Source organism: Nocardia pseudovaccinii NBRC 100343, assembly GCF_001613225.1.
Taxonomy (GTDB): Bacteria; Actinomycetota; Actinomycetes; order Mycobacteriales; family Mycobacteriaceae; genus Nocardia; species Nocardia pseudovaccinii.
On sequence record NZ_BDBY01000187.1, the window covers coordinates 18,499 to 36,124 of the forward strand.

The 17,626-nt window shown below is 65.6% G+C and carries 12 protein-coding genes; 3 read left to right on the plus strand and 9 right to left on the minus strand.

Annotated elements, in window-relative coordinates:
* Positions 1-123: 123 nt before the first annotated feature.
* The 4 genes from ligA to NP3_RS23575 form a co-directional block, all read right to left on the minus strand.
* Positions 124-2,115, minus strand: coding sequence for an NAD-dependent DNA ligase LigA (ligA, locus tag NP3_RS23555; RefSeq protein ID WP_063043771.1), 1,992 nt, complete (start codon positions 2,113-2,115; stop codon positions 124-126).
* 945 nt (positions 2,116-3,060) lie between these two features.
* Positions 3,061-4,074, minus strand: coding sequence for a nucleotidyl transferase AbiEii/AbiGii toxin family protein (locus NP3_RS23560; RefSeq protein ID WP_063043772.1), 1,014 nt, complete (start codon positions 4,072-4,074; stop codon positions 3,061-3,063).
* The gene (locus NP3_RS23565) at positions 4,074-4,691 is read right to left on the minus strand and encodes a DUF6088 family protein (RefSeq protein WP_063043773.1); all 618 of its coding nucleotides are present in this window, start codon (positions 4,689-4,691) and stop codon (positions 4,074-4,076) included. The genes NP3_RS23560 and NP3_RS23565 overlap by 1 nt, the downstream gene beginning before the upstream one ends.
* A 748-nt stretch (positions 4,692-5,439) precedes the next feature.
* Positions 5,440-6,318 (minus strand): DMT family transporter, encoded by an 879-nt coding sequence (locus NP3_RS23575; RefSeq protein ID WP_157124491.1) that lies wholly within the window; start codon positions 6,316-6,318, stop codon positions 5,440-5,442.
* Between the two features lie 918 nt (positions 6,319-7,236).
* On the opposite strand from NP3_RS23575, the gene NP3_RS23580 reads away from it, so the two are divergent.
* The 3 genes from NP3_RS23580 to NP3_RS23595 all read left to right on the plus strand — a co-directional run bounded on the left by NP3_RS23580 (position 7,237) and on the right by NP3_RS23595 (position 11,692).
* Positions 7,237-8,484 (plus strand): IS110 family RNA-guided transposase, encoded by a 1,248-nt coding sequence (locus NP3_RS23580; protein ID WP_063043776.1) that lies wholly within the window; start codon positions 7,237-7,239, stop codon positions 8,482-8,484.
* 116 nt (positions 8,485-8,600) lie between these two features.
* On the plus strand, positions 8,601-9,914 hold the full coding sequence (locus NP3_RS23585; protein WP_063043777.1) for an IS256 family transposase: 1,314 nt from the start codon (positions 8,601-8,603) through the stop codon (positions 9,912-9,914).
* Between the two features lie 803 nt (positions 9,915-10,717).
* Positions 10,718-11,692 carry an ATP-binding protein gene (locus tag NP3_RS23595; protein ID WP_063043779.1) on the plus strand — a complete coding sequence of 325 codons (975 nt, stop codon included), beginning with the start codon at positions 10,718-10,720 and terminating at the stop codon, positions 11,690-11,692.
* 120 nt (positions 11,693-11,812) lie between these two features.
* On the opposite strand, the gene NP3_RS23600 is transcribed toward NP3_RS23595, so the two are convergent.
* The 5 genes from NP3_RS23600 to NP3_RS23620 all read right to left on the minus strand — a co-directional run bounded on the left by NP3_RS23600 (position 11,813) and on the right by NP3_RS23620 (position 17,554).
* On the minus strand, positions 11,813-12,649 hold the full coding sequence (locus NP3_RS23600; RefSeq protein WP_063043780.1) for a class I SAM-dependent methyltransferase: 837 nt from the start codon (positions 12,647-12,649) through the stop codon (positions 11,813-11,815).
* A 67-nt stretch (positions 12,650-12,716) separates the two neighbouring features.
* Entirely contained in the window at positions 12,717-13,676 is a 960-nt protein-coding gene (locus NP3_RS23605; RefSeq protein WP_063043781.1) for a fused (3R)-hydroxyacyl-ACP dehydratase subunits HadA/HadB, read from the minus strand.
* Between the two features lie 13 nt (positions 13,677-13,689).
* Positions 13,690-14,823, minus strand: coding sequence for a class I SAM-dependent methyltransferase (locus NP3_RS23610; RefSeq protein WP_063043782.1), 1,134 nt, complete (start codon positions 14,821-14,823; stop codon positions 13,690-13,692).
* The gene (locus tag NP3_RS23615; RefSeq protein WP_063043783.1) at positions 14,820-16,223 is read right to left on the minus strand and encodes an FAD-binding oxidoreductase; all 1,404 of its coding nucleotides are present in this window, start codon (positions 16,221-16,223) and stop codon (positions 14,820-14,822) included. The genes NP3_RS23610 and NP3_RS23615 overlap by 4 nt, the downstream gene beginning before the upstream one ends.
* Positions 16,220-17,554, minus strand: coding sequence for a class I SAM-dependent methyltransferase (locus NP3_RS23620; protein WP_063824879.1), 1,335 nt, complete (start codon positions 17,552-17,554; stop codon positions 16,220-16,222). Before NP3_RS23620 ends, NP3_RS23615 begins: the two co-directional genes overlap by 4 nt.
* Positions 17,555-17,626 lie beyond the last annotated feature (72 nt).

Consider the following 17,626-nt stretch of genomic DNA (forward strand, 5'->3'; position numbering starts at 1 on the left):
GACTGTATGGAGATCGGTGAAGTCTTGTGGCCGAAATGGCCCGCGCCGAGAACCGAACACAGCGCCACGAGCCACTTCGGCGGCAGGTTCCGGCCGATGAGGCCAGGCCGGGCGCCCCGAGGTCTATACGACCTTGGCGGCGATCAGCAGGTTCCAGATATCGCCTTGGTCGACGATCTCGACGCCGAGTTTCTTCGCCTTGGTCAGCTTGCTCTCGCCGACTCCCGCGCCGGTGATGAGCAGGTCGGTGTTCGCCGAGACCGAGGACGCTGCCGTCGCGCCCGCCTTCTCACACAGGCGTTGGAAGGTCGGGCGGGCGACTTTTTCGCCGGAGCGCGGGTCGCTGATAGCGCCGGTGATTACCACCGTCTTGTCTTGCAGGGGCGCGCCAGCCGCGACGACCGGGGGTAGGTCCTCCTCGCGCACGTCCAGGGAGACGCCCGCCTGTCGTAGCCGCTCCAGTTCCGGGCGCAGGCGATCCAAGTGCGCGGCCAGGGAAGCGGCGACCTTCGGTCCGATATCCTCCACCGCCACGAGCCGTTCCTCGCCCGCGTCGGCGACCTCCTCCAGCGAGCCGAATCCCGCCCGGGCCAGGCGCGCGGCGGTGCCGTCGGAGGCCATCGGGATCGCCAAGCCGATCAGCGCACGACGCAGCCCGACCTGGCGGCTGGCATCGATCGAGTCGATCATGCGCGCGGCTGAGACCTCGCCGATGCGGTCGAACTCGAGCAGGCGCTCCTTTGTCAGCATGTAGAAGTCCGACGGGCGCTCCAGGATGCCCGCCTCGGCCAGGCGTTCGATCCACACCGGCCCGATGGCGTCGATGTCGGCCGCCGCCCGCGATGCCCAGTGGATGAGCCTGCGCACCGTCTGCGCGGGGCAGGAGACGTTGGTGCAGAACAACTCTCGGCTGTTGCCCTGCTCGGTCACCGGCTGCTCGCACGATGGACAGGCGGTGGGCGGCACGATCTCGCGCTCGGAGCCCGTGCGTTTGGAGGCGTCGAGCACGCCCGCCACGAACGGGATCACGTCACCCGCGCGGCGCACCAGCACGGTGTCACCGACCTTGATGTCGCGGGCGCGGATCACCTCTTGGTTGGCCAGCGTGGCCTTCGTGACCGTCGTGCCGCCCACGAACACTGGCTCGAGCCACGCGACCGGGACGATCTTGCCCGTCTTGCCGACGTCCCAGACCACGTCGCCCAGCAACGTGGTCTTTTCCTCGGCGGCGAACTTGAACGCCAGCGCGCCACGCGGGGAGCTCGATCGAGTCCCGGCCGCCGCGTAGGCACCACGGTCGGCCAGCCGCAGCACCGCGCCGTCGATGTCGTAGTCGAGCTCGTTGCGACCTTGCTCGATCGCGCTGATCGCCGCCTGGGCTTGCTCGGCGTCGGCGCAGAGCCGCATCTGGGCGCCTGCGATCCCCAGTGTCCGCAGGCCCTCCCCGAGGTCGACCGCAGCGCTGTCCGCAGAGGTATCCAAGTCGAAACCGAAGAACTGCAGGCGACGCTCGGAAACTGTGGCTGGGTCCTTCGCACGCAGGGTGCCGGCTGCGGCGTTGCGAGGATTGATCAGCGGCTTGTCCGGATGCGCCGTGTTGTAGGCGAGGAAGGTCGAACGCAGCATTACCGCCTCGCCACGCACCTCCACCCGCCCCGGGACGTCGATCCGCTCGGGAACACCATCGACCAACGCGCGGACCAGTACGGTCACGTCGTCCCCGGTGGTGCCATCACCCCGGGTCACCGCACGCACCAGCCGCCCGTCCTCGAAGACCAGGGCCAGGGACAAGCCGTCGAGTTTCGGCATTACCACCACCGACTGGCCGGCAAAGCGATCGAAGAACGCCGCGACCTGATCGGGCTTGGTTGCCTTCTCGAGTGACAGCATCGGACGCGAGTGCCGGATCGGGGCGTGCAGCACGGCGGGCGCACCGACCTGCTCGAGCGGATTCGGGTCGGGCGTGAGGTCGGGGTGTGCCTCGATCAGGCCGCGTAGCTCGTCCTCGATCGCGTCGTACTCGGCGTCCGCGACCAGCGGCGAGCCCTGGTAATAGGCGTCGCGCAGCGCCACAATGCGCTCCGCGAGCTCTTGGATATGCTCCCCAGTTTCCACAGCGCCCGACGCTACCGACACCCACCGACACCCAGGTGAAACGTCGTCGCGGGGGCGATCAGATGTGGTTGCACCGGCTCCGAGGCTGTGGATGTTCATTTGCATTTGGTCTCCTATGGTGTGCTGCCCAGCGACTTGTCGCCAAACAATACACCCGTTACGGGGATAAAGTAAAACTCACCGGAACTGGACCTTGTGGTGGTAACGACCAAAGGAGTGAGCGGCAGAAAGGAATCCGGCCAAGAGATCCGTCTTGTTGTCGGTCACGCTGTGCGCGATCCGGCTGCTCACCCGGGCTTGTTCACCCGGGCTTGTTCACCCGGCGGGGATCCGGCACGACGAGCGCGCCGCTCTCAAGGACCGGCAAGCCACCGTCACGTCTACTCGGTCGACGCGGACACCCCGATCTGGCGCCCGACGCCGCTCGAGATGACAGTCGCACCAACGGTGAAGTCCGCTGCCGATCGTCTCTGTAGCGAACTGCGGCATCGTTGCCGGAGTGCTATCCCGATCGTGAGAGCCGAACTTGATGTCGGACCTGCCCGCCATCGTGAACCCCTGCCGCAGCGCTGGCCTGACTCCGAGGCCGACCACCCACCTCGGACGACGAGGACCGAATGGTCTCGGACTCGCGCTGATTCACAACCCATCTCGCTCCACTTGGCCTGTCCCATGACGACGAGGTTTGGGGTCGTCGTCGCGATGCGGGGAGCAGAAAAATGATATCCGGCACGACGAGGTGGATCCCGGGGCCAGGTCTCGCCACCTTCCCCGAGGGACGTGCCATTTTGCCTGGTCAAATGGGTCGAGCGCGCTCACCAACACACCGCGCGAAGTCACCTCGTACGACAACGGCTCACGGTCGAACCTCGGTACCTTGCCTGCGTCGCCAGCGGGGCCGTGTTGATGTATGTGTTGGCCGTGCGCCGCGGACCAACCTCCCAGTTACAGGATGCGGGCGTTAGCGCGGATCGATTCCAGGCAGTCCAGCATTGACGGCTGAGCGCCGTACACCAGCTGCATCGCGCGCTGGTAGCCGACCTCGAGGGCTGGCCTGCCGGGATGTTCGTCGGCGACAAGCGGGCTGACCGCGAAGCCTCCGGCCGGGCGCGGGGTGTGGCTGAACCCTGCCGCGGCGCTGTGCTCATCAACGTCAGCGCACAACTGCGCGATCCCGTCAGTGCCGAGCGCATTGAGCGCGGCGAGCACCTGCGCGTCGCTGAGCAGGCAGTGGATGTCGTAGAGGTGGCGCGCATTACGCTGCAGAGCAGCAAGGGCCTTCTCCTCGGGCGCGCGTGAGACCCCGTCGTGCAGTGCCGCCAGCTTCTCGAACAGTGTCCGTTCGGGTGCGAGTACCTCGACTGTAAACTGGTTGAACTCTGCCCACGTATCCGCGGTGTCACCGAAGTGTTTGATCGCGAAATCGGCTACGAGGGAGCGGATCTCGTGACGTCGAGTCGGGAAGGTTCCGCCTCGGGTGCCCATCTCGAGCAGCACGCCTTCCTTGATTGCGTCCGCTGCGGCCGGCGAAGCCGTGGCCTGCGCCGGGTAGAGGTAGCTGACGTTGCGTTTGACTCCCGTCGTCACCTCTTTCGGCACGATCGCTTCCTCGGGCAGGCCAAGGTGCGCGGTGACGGCATCGCGCAGGCCTTTGAGCACCTTGTCCTTCGTACCGAGACCAGCACCGACGTCTGGGAATGCGACCAGCAGGTCGATGTCCTCGGAAAACCGTTCGATCAGGTCATAGGCCCGCGACAGCGAGGTACCGCCCTTGAATATCACTGTCACCGTGCCGTTTCCGGCTTGCCCGGTGACCTCGACCGGGAAGGTGCATGCTCGTAGAACTTCCATGGCCCAGAAGTCCTTCTCGAGGTAGGACTGGTCGAGGCCGAGTTGCTGTGCAGCCGAAGCGATCAGCGCGGCCAGCTCGTCGGGGTGCTCACGCAGCAGAGGAGGCATTAGGCCAGCATGCCCGATACCTGCAAATCCTCACCCAGGCGCCGCAGGTTGTCGCGCAACGCCGGAGAACGCTCACCCTCCGCTGCGGTCGCGAGTTTTCGCCACCGTAGCTTGCCGGTGGCCACCGCTTTGCCAATCGCCTCCGCGAGCGCGGACCAGCCACCATCGACAGTGGTCTCCCAGTCACCGCGCAGCAGTTCGAGCGTGGCGATCTCGAGCGACCTCAACCCCAGCCGCTTGAGGTTGCTGCGCTTGGACACCTTTACCCCCGGCACCGCTGTCGGCACCGATCCGGTCACGACCATGGTCGGCTTGGCCGGGACCTGTGTGGTCAAACCGAACGCGCGCGCCGCGGTGAACCCTGTCGGTCCGGCTCCAATGGTGCCCAGCACCTCGACGGCGATGGCTTCGGCGGAGGGCCGGGTGGTGCCGTAGCGGGTCTTCGCGCCCTTGAAGTACAAGCCTTTACGGATGCGCACCAGCTCTCCACGCTGGTGCGCGCGCTTGACCGCCGAGTTCGCAGCATCGACTGTCCCCGGCAGGCGGTTAGTGTGCACGAAGCTGCCAACCGGGACCGTCGCCAACGCCTTACCGGCGTCACCTACTGCAGCCCTCATGACAGGAAAGTGTAGCGAAAACCTGTCACGAAATCGAGGCAAGAAGGCGTGACGCCACACACCAGACTGCCCGACTACCTGCGGAAATGACAGGTCCCGCCCGCCGCGCAGACTTTCCTGGCTGTCCCAAGCAGTACGCCCCTCTCCGCCGCCGGTTCGCCGCACCCGGCCCAGGCTCGTCACAGTGGCCCGCAGCTGCAGCCCAGACCTAGCGGCCCGGCGGATCGCCCAGGTCAGCCCAGCAGTGCGTCATGACCACTTCGCAGCATGGGGCGGCCCGGTGAGGCTCCCGGGCGCTCGGAGATGATGCCGGTCAGTTCAGGCCGCTGCAGATTCCGGCCCAGCGAGGTGTGCTCTGGCAGCTGTGGCCGCCGCGATTCTGAGTGAGGTTCTCCGACTGAGCGCAGATTCAGGCGGCGCTATCATTCGGTCATCTCCTGGCTCGGCGCGTGGTCGCCATAAACCCGCGGATTCCGAGAACGACGAACAGCGTTCCCCAGGCAACCAGCGCTCCGCTGGCAACCTTTCCCAGGGGCTCGGCAAGGATCAAGGCCAAGGTCACGATGGTGATCCCAGCCGCGGTACCCATCACGAGGTATGTGATGGCTGCCGTGGTGTTTGTGATCGTGGGTGCGTGATCGGCAGGCGTGGTCTCCTGCGGGTCCGTGTGGTCGATGCCCAGAAGTGAGCGCAACATATAGAACCTCTTTCGATGATGGAGAAGCCCTGACCGCGAAGGCAGTACGTCTCATTCAGCTGGCCGGTTCCCGTCAAAACACCTGGCATCCAACACTATCGCTGCAGCGACGAGGAGCCCACTCAGTGCCGTCGCCAGCGAAATCTGCGATCTGTCCAGTGCCGCAACGACACCCGAGGCCACGATCGCTTCGTTCACTCCGACCGCACCGGCTATAGGAGCAGACAGTCGAGGCATCGCCCGCCAGTACAGTGCCAGCCCTGGAGCGAGCAGCCCCGCACCGAGTGCTAGTTCGGCGAGCATGTGCTCGCAGTCCCTGGTGGTCGTTGTCAGCAAGGGCGCGGTGAAGGCTGCGGCGGCGGTCAGTTGGAGCCCGGCCGACACGGTCGGATCGCGATGGCGAGACTCCCGGGCCACCAAGGTGATCAACGTCGTCACCGTAGCCGCGCTCGCCAGGGCCAGTCCGCAGCCGATCAGCGCCATACCCGCGCCGACGTGGGCGCCGGATCGTGCCGAGACGAGGGCGATAGCCGCGGCGAGCAAGAGCACTTCGGCGACTATTACCGCGCTCATTTTCCGTTTCCGGGTGAGCACGGCGAGAGATAGCAGCATTATCGGGGAAGCAAGGTGTAGGGCGACGACCACGGGGACGGGCCCGATCGCGAGCGCCGCGATATACAGCGAGAGGTTCGCGGCCTCGAGCAGGCCGAGTTGGACGTAAATTCTTGGGTGCGAGCGCAGTTCACGCCAAGGCCGGCGGCCGCCGAGAGTTGCGATAACCAGCAGCGGAATCGCCCCGCCCAACGCCACCAAAGGCCCGGCTCCCCCAGAGTCCAGCACAGCGAGACCCGCACTGAAGAGCCCCCATAGGCTCGTCCCCGCGAGAAGTACCACTACCGGCACAGCCGCACCTACATCCAGCTGCGGCACGTCAATCCTCGCACGTTACGTCGCAGGGCCTCAGGGATGGGCCAGAACGCGCCATCGATGATCGTCGCGAGACCCCACGCAGTTCATTCATGTTGGGATTGTCAACCGCCAGGGTCGTGAAGATGTAGAACGCTTCCGCTGACGCGTCCCATCGGATCACTGGTCTGATGCGACTGATCAAGACAGGCCTTTGGGTTCGCGGCGCGGCGATCGGCGCCAACCAGGATGTCGCCGAATGCCGTTTCGAGTTCACCGCGCAAGACTAGGTCCCAACATCGCAGCCGCCGAAACACATGAACCATCCTCTGCACCATTGAAACTCGCGTGGTTCTTGCTTCAGATCTCAGTTTCGCGGATGGTGGCGGGGGTTCGCCCGCGTGTTGCGCGCAGTCGTGAGTCGTCGTTGCGGAAGCCTGGCTTGGAGAGAGCCCGGCGCCGAACATGACGAGAAATGATCAAGACCTACTTATAGGTGAACGGTGTCCCGGCGGCACGAGACACCTGATCAAAACAGGGCCGCGTGTAGGTCTATCCACAGGCTTGGTGCCGGACCGTCGGTGCACCGTTCGTTGACCGCCGCCGCGGCGACTCCTACCCCGATCTTGGGCGAAAGCCCTTATGTCAGACCGTGAGCGCCGGGGTGGTTTGGCCGGTTCGAACGGGATGGCACGGTGTGTCCTCCCGTCCGAACCGGTGTGGACCCGGTGGAATTGCTCGTGGTTCGAGCCCGCCCGCGCGACCGGACGCCCCATCTGCTCGAGAGCCGTGGAGCTCTGATCAAGACCGGCGCCGTGCGGGTGCGCTGGGATCGCGAACAGCTCATCGGAGGCAAGCCCTGTGAGGCTCGTAAGTAGGGCGCTGCGCGTTCCTGCCCGGGTGTCGGACCCGCGGAAAACCCGACCTGATGGAGGTACTGGATTGAGCTGCTCCTGCGGAATCGACTGGGCCGAAGGGCATCACGACATCGCAATCGTCGACCGCGACGGAAAGCTGGTGGCCAAGAAACGCATCAGCGACGACCCGGCGGGATTCATCGTATTGACCGAGATGCTGGCCGACGCCGGCGACGATCCCGACGATCCGATCCCAATCGCGATCGAGACCCCGCGCGGGCTGATGGTGGCCGCCCTGCGCGCGACCGGGCGCCCGGTGTTCGCGATCAACCCGATGGCTGCGGCGCGCTATCGGGAGAGGCGCTCGGTGGCCCGCGCGAAGTCTGATCACGCCGATGCGATGACGCTGGCGAACATCTTGCGCGTCGACGCCCATGTGCACCGGCAGTTGCCCGCCGACAGCGAACTGGCCCAAGCGATTTCGGTTCTTGCTCGTGCCCAGCAGGATGCTGTCTGGCGACGCAGCAAGGCCAGCAACGAGCTGCGGTCGATCCTGCGCGAGTACTATCCGGCGTTCCTCGACGCCTTCGCCGGGAAGTCCGCCACCAACCTGGCCAAACCGGACGCCCGTGCGATCCTGGCCATCGCGCCCACGCCCGCGCACGCGGCCAAACTCACCAGAACCCGCATCGCCACCGCGCTGCGCCGTGCCGGCCGCAAGCGCGGCATCGACAACCTCGCCGACGATATTCTTCAACGCCTACGCACCTCGCAGCTGCGCCAGCCCGACCTCGTCGAGAAGGCAATGGGCCGCCAAGCGCTGGCTCTGCTCGGGATGCTCGATGCCGCCTGCACGGGTGCCGACGACCTGGAACAGGCCGCCGCCGAAGAATTCCGCAAACACCCCGACTACACCGTCATCACCAGCTTTCCCGGCCTGGCCGACCTGACCGGAGCCCGTGTCCTCGCCGAGATCGGCGACGACCGCGACCGGTTCGCCGACGACCGCGCACTGAAGGCCTATGCCGGATCCGCGCCGGTCACCAGGGCGTCGGGCAAGGTCACCTCCATAACCCACCGCCGGATCAAGAACGACCGACTCGCCGCCGTGGGCTGGGTCTGGGCCACCTACGCCTCCATCAACCCCGGACCCGCCCGGCAGCACTACCGCAAACGCAGAGATCACGGCGACCGCCACGCTGCCGCCCTGCGGCACCTGTTCAACAAGATGATCGGCCAGCTCTACCACTGCCTGCAAAACCGTCAAACCTTCGACCCCGTCAAAGCTTTCAGCCACCCTGCCAGCACACCGCAAGAACCAGCTGCCGCTTGACATTTAGCGGAATCGGAGGTCTGTGGATGACGGGAAGGACGCACCTTCCCGGATGATCTATCAGTCCGAAGTCTTGATCATGCCGGCGCGCCAACGCCGGTCGGGAAGGTACGTCCGTGCTTACGGTAGTTCAGAACATCTCCTGCGGCGACGAGCAGGCCGGTGCGACGCGGTCGCTGCTCGATGAGATCGTCCGCGACGGTGCCCGGCAGATGCTCGCCGCCGCCTTGAAGGCCGAGGTCGCCGCCTATGTCGCCCAGTTCGCCGACCAGCTCGACGAGAACGGCCACCGCCAGGTGGTCCGCAACGGCTACCACGCCGAGCGGGAAGTCCTCACCTCGGCGGGTGCGGTGACGGTAAAAGCGCCTCGGGTGAACGACAAGCGAGTCGACCCGGAAACCGGTGAACGGCAACGGTTTTCCTCGGCGATCCTGCCCGCCTGGGCACGGAAATCGCCGCAGGTCAGCGAGGTGTTGCCGCTGCTGTATCTGCACGGGTTGTCCACCGGGGACTTCGGTCCGGCCCTCGAGCAGTTCCTCGGTTCCGGGGCCGGGTTGTCGGCCGCGTCGATCACACGACTGACCGCGACATGGCAGGACGAAACCCGCTCCTTCGCCTCCCGAGATCTGTCGGGCACCGATTTCGTCTACCTCTGGGTTGACGGTATCCACACGAAAGTGCGCCTCGAGCAGGAGAAACTGTGCCTGCTGGTGATGCTCGGCGTCCGGGCTGACGGCCGCAAGGAGTTGGTGGCGATCAGCGACGGCTACCGGGAATCGACCGAGTCGTGGGCCGATCTGCTGCGTGATTGCCGCCGCCGTGGCATGACTGCGCCGGTGCTGGCGGTCGGTGACGGCGCGCTCGGGTTCTGGCGGGCGTTGCGCGATGTGTTCCCCGAAACCCGCGAACAGCGCTGCTGGTTCCACAAATCGGCGAATGTGCTTGCCTCGCTGCCCAAATCGACGCATCCCGGCGCGATAGCAGCGATGAAGGAGATCTACAACGCCGAGGATATCGACAAGGCGCAGATCGCGATCAAGGCATTCGAAATCGACTACGGCGCAAAATATCCCAAAGCGGTGGCGAAGATCGTCGACGACGCCGACGTGCTGCTGGAATTCTACAAATACCCGGCCGAGCACTGGATCCATCTGCGCACCACCAACCCGATCGAGTCGACCTTCGCCTCGGTCCGGCTGCGGACCAAAGTCACCAAAGGGCCGGGCTCCCGCGCGGCCGGAATCGCCATGGCCTACAAACTGATCGAGGCCGCCCAGGCCCGCTGGCGAAAGGTCAACGCCCCCGAACTCGTCGCGCTCGTCCGCAACGGCGCCCTGTTCCACAAAGGCAAGCTGCTCGAACGGCCCCGCGACATCACCCCGCCGCCATCGACCAGCCCGGCCGACCCCACCCGAACGGAGGTCGCCTAAAACCTACCGATCCACAGGTTTTGACAATTCCTCGAACATGACGCGATGACGCTGAGGTTGGAGGCACCAGCACCGGCCGCGCGTCGGTGGGGACAGAGCGTGGGACAGGTGCGGGCCCGGAGAGAATCCCGGCGTTGATCTCGCCGATCACCGCCGGCTGACCGAGCTTTTCGGCCAGCCGCCCGAAGGTCTTGGCCGCCACCATGATGATGAGGAGGTCGACCAGGACCATGACAAGGGTGTTACTGGGCATGGTCGGCTCCGTCCAGCTGGGTCGGAACTGACCGTGCCCGGGTCGCGAGGGTGGCCTGCGGTTCAGTCGTGGGTGGCGTTGGGGATGTGGGCGATTTTGTAGATGGGGTTTCGGGGCTGACCGTTGACCGCCTGGAGGCATCCCAGGTGATTCTGGCAGCCAGCGCCAACCACCCGACCAATGCCGGGACAGGAGTGCCAGTGCTCCAGCCGATGATGCACCAGATCATCACCAGCACTGTCACCGGGACGGCGCACAGTGCCAGGATCGTCTTCCGTATCGACGCCCCGACCGAAGGGGCAGCCACGTCCTGTTTGCCAGCTCCAGTGGTCGACTACCAGCGAGGAGATTCGCTGTCTCATCAAGAACTCGGAGACAGCCGACTTTTCTCGAATGCGCCTGCTGTTCAGCAGTATCGGTGGGCGATCCCTGGTCTGCTTGTTTGGAGGAGACACACCCTTCCGAGGCTCTGACGTGAACCGTTTATCCGCTACCCTGCTGGGGCAGTGAATATGAATGTCATTTCTGACAAGGAAGTGGGTGTCTGGCAGTGAAGATTGCCTTCGTCGGCAAGGGTGGCAGTGGCAAGACAACATTGTCGTCTCTGTTCGTCCGCTATCTTGTCGAGCGGGGTTTGCCCACGCTGGCCATTGACGCGGACATCAACCAGCATCTGGCTACCGCGCTGGGTGCGAGCGACGAAGAGTCGGTGGCTCTTCCGACGCTCAGTGCGCATCTGCCGTTGATCAAGGACTACCTGCGTGGTGACAATCCGCGCATCGGCGCACCCGATGCGATGATCAAGACAACTCCGCCGGGCTCGGGTTCGCGGCTGCTCGGCGTCATCGAGGGCAACCCGATCTACACCGCGTGTGTCCGCGAGGTCGGTGGTGCTCGACTGGCGGTGACGGGTCCGTTCTCCGAGGAGGACTTGGGTGTTGCCTGCTACCACTCCAAGGTTGGTGCGGCCGAACTGCTGCTCAACCATATGGTTGACGGGCCGGGTGAGTATGTGGTGGTCGACATGACCGCGGGTGCGGACTCCTTCGCTTCCGGTTTGTTCACTCGATTCGATCTGACCGCCTTGGTGTGCGAGCCGACGTTGCGCAGCGTCGGTGTGTATCGCCAGTACCTCGGTTACGCCAAGGATTTCGGCATCCGCATCGCGGTGATCGGCAACAAGGTCTGCGACGACGATGATTTGGCGTTTCTGCGTGAGCAGGTCGGTGAGAACCTGCTGTGCTGGATCGGGCGCTCTGCGCATGTGCGGGCGGCCGAACGTGGCCAGATCCGGCCGATCGCCGAGCTGGAACCCGATAACCTGCAGGCGCTGGCGACCATCCGGTCTACGGTGGATGCGACCACGCGGGACTGGGTGGCCTATCAACGGCAGGCGGTGGAGTTCCATCTGCGCAATGCGCGGGCGTGGGCCGGGGAAGACTTGGCTGCGCAAGTGGACCCGGATTTCGTGCCCGGCCCGCACCTTCTCGCGAGTCGCGGACGGTTGCTCGACTCGCGAGCGTGACCGATCGGCCGCCATCACCCGTGTGGGCGGTGGCGGCCAGCGGCGTCTTGACCGCACGCGCGGCCGAGATCAGTCCGACTCGGGTGCGCTGCGGCGAGTTGGCGTGGACGCGTTCATGTTTCAGTTGGCCGGGCTTTCGATGCGGTAAAGGTTGACCTTGTAGCGGCCGAAGCGCTGGCGGAAGATCGCGCTGACGGCCCGGAGCATAGTGCGGCGCGATAGTGGCACTCGGGGGCGGATCCGGTCCGGTAGTTGGGATAGGTCGTGGGATTCCAGGGTGCGTAGGCCGGTGTGCCAGCGTTCGAGTTCGCGCGGGTCGTCGCAGGCCCACCGCATGCGTGCAGTCACTTTTTGCATCGCGTCGTGGCGGTCCTGGTGGTCGATGATCCACCGGCCCGAGGTGTCCAGGACGAGATGTGCGCCGGGAAAGTTCGCGGTGATGAGAGTGAGCGCCCGGCGGACGTCGGGTTCGTCGAGATAGATCAGCACGCCCTCGGCGATGAGGAAATACGGTGCGGGAAAGGCCTTGACGATGTCGATCCAGGTTTTCTCGAGCACCGACGCCGCCACCATGTGGCGGCGGTCGGATTCGGTGAAGAATTTCGACCGCAGGTTCATGGCATCGGGCAGGTCGAGGTCGATCCAGTGCAGGGTGCCGTTGTCGACTCGTTCGAAGCGGGTGTTGAGCCCGGCGCCGATTTCGACGACGGTGCCTTGGGGGTGCTCGTCGAGGAAATCCTGCACCCACGCATCGATCATGCTGGTGCGCAGCACGACGCCGAGCAGGCTACGGCCGCCGTCGAAGCGGGCGAAGTCGTAGTCGATCGCCTTGACCATCTCCACGGCTTTGGCGTCGTGCAGCAGCCCGTCTGGTTTTCGGGTTTCGGTGGCCCGGCCGTAGAGCGGGATGAGTAGTGTCTCCTGGATTTCGCCCAGTTCCGCGGCATCGGTAGTCATACGCCAACTCTTTCTGGAAATCGTTTTCAATAAGTGTAAGGGGTTGAGTGGTCGACGGCGACGGCTTTCACGCCAGGCGTACCTTGGCTGTCGCGTGGCTGAAAATGTCGTGGCCGCCGGTTTGTGCGGTAAGTGCGATGACAGCGGTGCGTTCGCCCTGGTTGATGGATTGCACGGTGCCGCTGAACTCGAGGTCGGTTGGGTGTCGGGAGTTGACGGCGACTGTCCGGGCAAACCGGACGGTGTATTCGCGGACGCAGCTCGGATCGTCGAGCTGGCTGGTGAGGTATCCGGCGCCGAGGCCCATGGTCAGCATGCCGTGTGCCACAACGTTTTCCAGGCCTGCGGTGCGTGAGACGGTGTCGCTCCAGTGGATCGGGTTGTTGTCGCCGGAGACTCCGGCATAGTTGACGAGGTCGCCGCGGCCCAATCGGTAGGTCCGTCGCGGAAACTGGTGTCCGGTGGAGAGTTCTCGACGGTGTGGCGATACGGCGTCCGGCTGGTTCGGAAGAGCCAACGGGGCCGGAACCTTCCGCGGACTCTGGATCGGCGGGGCGATCTCCTGTATCGAAACCCGTTGTGCGGCTTCGATGATGTCGGTGACATTGTTGCCGCGGCGGCCGCTGAGTGTGGTGTGCACGGTCTGCGCCGGGCCGCTATCGCGATCGCTGATGACGGTGGTGACGACGATGAGGTCGCCGCCGTCGACCGCGCGATGGCTGTTCACCGTGAGTTCCCAGGTCAATCGGTCGCCGGCGAGGATCGGCCGGTGGAACAGTATCTCCTGTTCGATATGGAGCAGGCGGCTCGGTTCATAGCCTCCCGTCGCTTCGCGGAACATCGCGCGCTGTGCGAAGGTCGCGACCGACGAGGCGAAGGTCAAGGGCGCCAACAGGGTTGGGTAGCCGAGCGTGGCGGCCGCGGTGTCGTCCCAGTGTGTCGGGTGGACGTCCTGGATGGCGCGGGCGAACTCCCGGATCTTTTCGCGGCCGACCTCGTAGTAGTCGTCGCAGCGGTATTGCTCCACGATGTCCTTGGGGTCAGGGGCGTTTGCGGGCGAGGAAGACGCGTTGGCCGAGCGTGGCCAGTGGATGGTCTGCGTCGGGCAGCATCAGCTGCGGTTGCAGACCGGCGAGGGTGAGCTGGTCGAGCCATTGGGGTTCGCTGAGGAAGATCCGGTCGGTTCCGGCGCGGATGTCGGTGCCGCCGGGTGGGGTTGCGCCTGGTTTCGGTGACATGAGGAAGTGCATCGAGGTGAGCAATTGGCAATGCTCGCGACAGGATTCGACGAAGATCAGGAAGCCGCCCGGTGCCAGCAGTTCACGCAGTTCGTGCAGCATCCGGCCGCAGTGCTGCGCATTGTGCAGGACGTTCGCGGCCAGCACGATGTCGCATGGGGGTTGCTGTGGCAGGTCGGCGTTGAGATCGACGATGCCGTAGCGCATCCAGGGGTAGGCGGCGAATTGTCCGCGTGCGGTGTCGAGGAAGAATTTCGATAGATCGGTGAAGTGGTAGTCGACCGGCGAACTGCTCAGTGCCGCAACGATATCGGCGGTCGTGCCGCCGACTCCCGCGCCCAGCTCCAGAATTCGCACCGGTGCGCGCTCGGCCTCGAGTTCGTGCACGGCCCAGGTGATGATCTCGCGGGTCGCGGCGTTGAGGTAGTGGTTGATCGGGTTGGTCCGGTAGGCCGCTTCGGCGGTGCGGAAGTCGCCGTCGGGAAACAGGAGTTCTTGCGCGAGTACACGATCGCGCAATAGCTCGGGAAGTGCTCGGTTAGCGCGGGCGAAGAATTGCGCGAGTTCGGGGGCGAAGCCCAGGTCGGCGCATACTTCGCGCAGCTCGGAGCGGGCCGGAATATTCTGCTCGCGCAGTGCTCGGTAGCTGCCTCCCGATTGCCGGGACAGCCATCGGCGCGCGGTCAGTTCGGTCAGCCAGCGGCGCAGCAGCCAGCGGTGCCGTGGCGCCACCCGCAGATGGGCGGCGATCTCGTCTTCATCGCGAACCGTGTTGTCGGGCAGTGCTTCTCGTAGCACGGCGGTCATGGCTCGCAGTCCGAAGGTGTCGAGGTCCTCGACGGCCGAAATGTAGTGCTGTGCGTCGGCTGTGCTGTTGGGCAGGGCGGTCGCGGCATCGGCCGCGCGGCGGGCGTGATCGGCGAGTTCGGCGATCATCGCGCCTCGGCGTCGGGTCGGGCACCGGCCGGTGCGATGTTGTGGTTGCAGCGGAAGAGGTTGTGCGGATCGTATTCGGCTTTGACGCGTTGTAGCCGTTGGTAGGCGTCGGGGTGGAAACAGCTGCGGATCCGCGATGGCGAACTGGATCCGTCCAGGATGCCGAGGTAGGGGCCGCCGGCCGAGCAGTTTTGGACGGTTTCGATGATGTCGGTGATCCAGCGCTGCGATGTCACCAGCTGGCGACCACTCGGTGCGCCGGAGAAGACGACGAGATGATAGTTCGCCTCGTGGAAGCTGAATGCCGTTGCCTGGTTGGTTGTTCGGCGGGTCGCCCCGCCGAGTTGATGGATCGAGATCAGGGTGTGCGGTGTGGGTATCCGGGCGGCGAGGTCGATCAGCGCGTCGATGGTGTGGTCGTCGAGTGCGCGCAGCCATTCGGTTCCGGTCGCGGTGGCGTGGCCTTCGGTGAAGGCCTGTTCGGTATTGCTCTGTAGTTCTGGATAACTCAGTGGCCGCATCAGATCGAGTTCGGGTTCACCGATCCGGCGCAGTGGTCGCAATGCCGCGCGGGCGTCCTCGGCCGAACCGAGATAGGAGGCGGTGATCGCCGCCATCGGTGGTCCCTTGGGTGCGGTGGGCGGCCAGTTGATCAGAGTGGCCCGCAGGGACAGCTCGGCCGGTGCGGTGGCGCACAATTCGCGGAAGGCGGTGAGCACCGCGCGCGCCTTGTCGAACCGGTACAGCAGGGTGCCGGCGTAGACGGTGCCGATCGGGTGGAGTCGCAGTTCCAGGCCGGTGACCACGCCGAAGTTGCCGCCACCGCCGCGGAGCGCCCAGAGCAGGTCCGGGTGGTGGTCGGCGTCCGCGCGCACTTGTCGTCCGTCGGCGAGCACGATATCCGCGGCCAGGACGTTGTCACAGGTGAAGCCCAATGCCCTTTGCAGCCAGCCGGTTCCCCCGGACATCGCGGTGCCGATCACCCCGACCGTCGAGACGTCGGCACCGGTGACCGCCAGTCCGTGCGCCTGGGCGGCGCGGTCGAACTCGGTCCAGGTCACCCCGGGCGCGACGGTGCCGCGGCGGTGCACGGGATCGATGGTGATGGTCTTCAGTGGTGACAGGTCGAGCATTATCGAGTGCTCGACTTCGGCGTGGTCGGCGACATCGTGTCCGCCCGCGCGCATCGATACGGGCAGGTCGCGGCGGCGCGCGAAGTCCACGGCCGCATGGATATCCGAGGTGTCGGCGCAGCGCACGATCACCGCGGGCCGGTGGTCGACGGCGGTGTTCCAGGTATGCCGGGACGCGTCATAACCGGGGTCGGTGGGGAGCAGTACCGCCCCCTGGCAGGTGCTGCGCAGCTCGTCTAGTTGGTCGAGGAATGGTGTTGTCGTCATGGGACGGTGGGCTCCTGTGCTACCGCGATATCGGGTGTGGCTGCTGTGGGGAGTTCGCGCTCCAGGTAATCGGTCAGGATCTCCGGCAGTCTTCGCTGCACGAATGTGGTGTTGGGATCGTTGCTGCCGACTGTCGAGTCGTTGTCGCGCACGGCATCGCGGTCGCGATAGAGCTCCGGTGGGCCGACGGCGAGCAGGTGGCCGTCGGCGGAGTCGAGCAGCACCGCCCACGAGGGCGGAAGCGCGGCGGCCAGTTCGGCGGGGTGGATGGCGTCGGGGGCGTGCGGATCCAGCAGTGCGTTCGGAATGCCGGTGACCAGGGTGGGTTCGCGCGTCAGGTTGGCGTCCCGGAGCCGTTCGGCGGTTAGCTCGGGCCATTCGATGGTGCGAGCCGTTTCCGGTGCTGGGACGTCGACGGTGTACACGATGTCGTAGCGGTATCGGGTGAGTTCGGTGTCCTCGCGCAACGGCTTGGCGTAGCAGGTGGTTCGGATATCGCGGCGGTGGCGATCGGCGATGCGAGCGAATAGCCTCGGGTCGCAGAGCAATTCCTCGTCTGCGGCGAGCCGATCGGCGGCCCGCGCGGCCAGTTGCGGCTCGGTCGACTCGGGGTTGCGTGCCGTTTCGAGCCAGCGCGCGAAACCCTTGGCATTGGCGAGATTGCGGATGTCGCCGACGACCACGGTCCCGCCCGGTGCGACGAGGTCGAGCGCGTCGTCGAGCACGGCCGTCAAATACTGTTCGTTGGGGAAGCATTGGGTGACGCTGTTGAGCACCACGCAATCCGGCGCCGCCGCATCGTCGTCGGTAGCCTCGCGCAGGGCCGTGGTGACCGCCGGCGAGGTGAGCTCATGCGCGGCACCCTGTAGCACCCGCACACCCGGCAATGCTTGGGCGCGCAGCCGCTGCACCGCGGGTTCGGCGACATCGATGCCGACGTAGGCGCGGGTGCTGCGGTGCACGCGGTGGGCGAGCAGACCACTGCCACAACCTAATTCGATTACCACGCGTGGTTTGTCGCGCAGGATCAGTGCGACCGCGTGCTCGATCCACTCGATCATGTGCTCGCGCGGAAAGGGCTTGCCGGTGTCGGAGGCGCGCCATCCGGACAGGTCGAGATCGTCGCCGTGGCGTCCCTGAGCGGTGGCGTACACGTACTCGTATACGTGCCGCCAGTGCTCGAGATGTTCGGTGAGCAATGGTCCGGGAACAGGCCGGACAGCGACGGCGGCTGCGGCCGGGCGCACCAGGACGGCGTTTCGGCCTTGGTCCCACCATGCCGCTTCGACCCATGGGTGGCGGGCCAGGATCGACACCGCTTGCTCGGTCACGGCTGCACCGCGCTGGTGATCACCTCCCTTGTGGCCGGCCGGTCCAGTACCTGTGGTTGCCTCGCTGTGCTC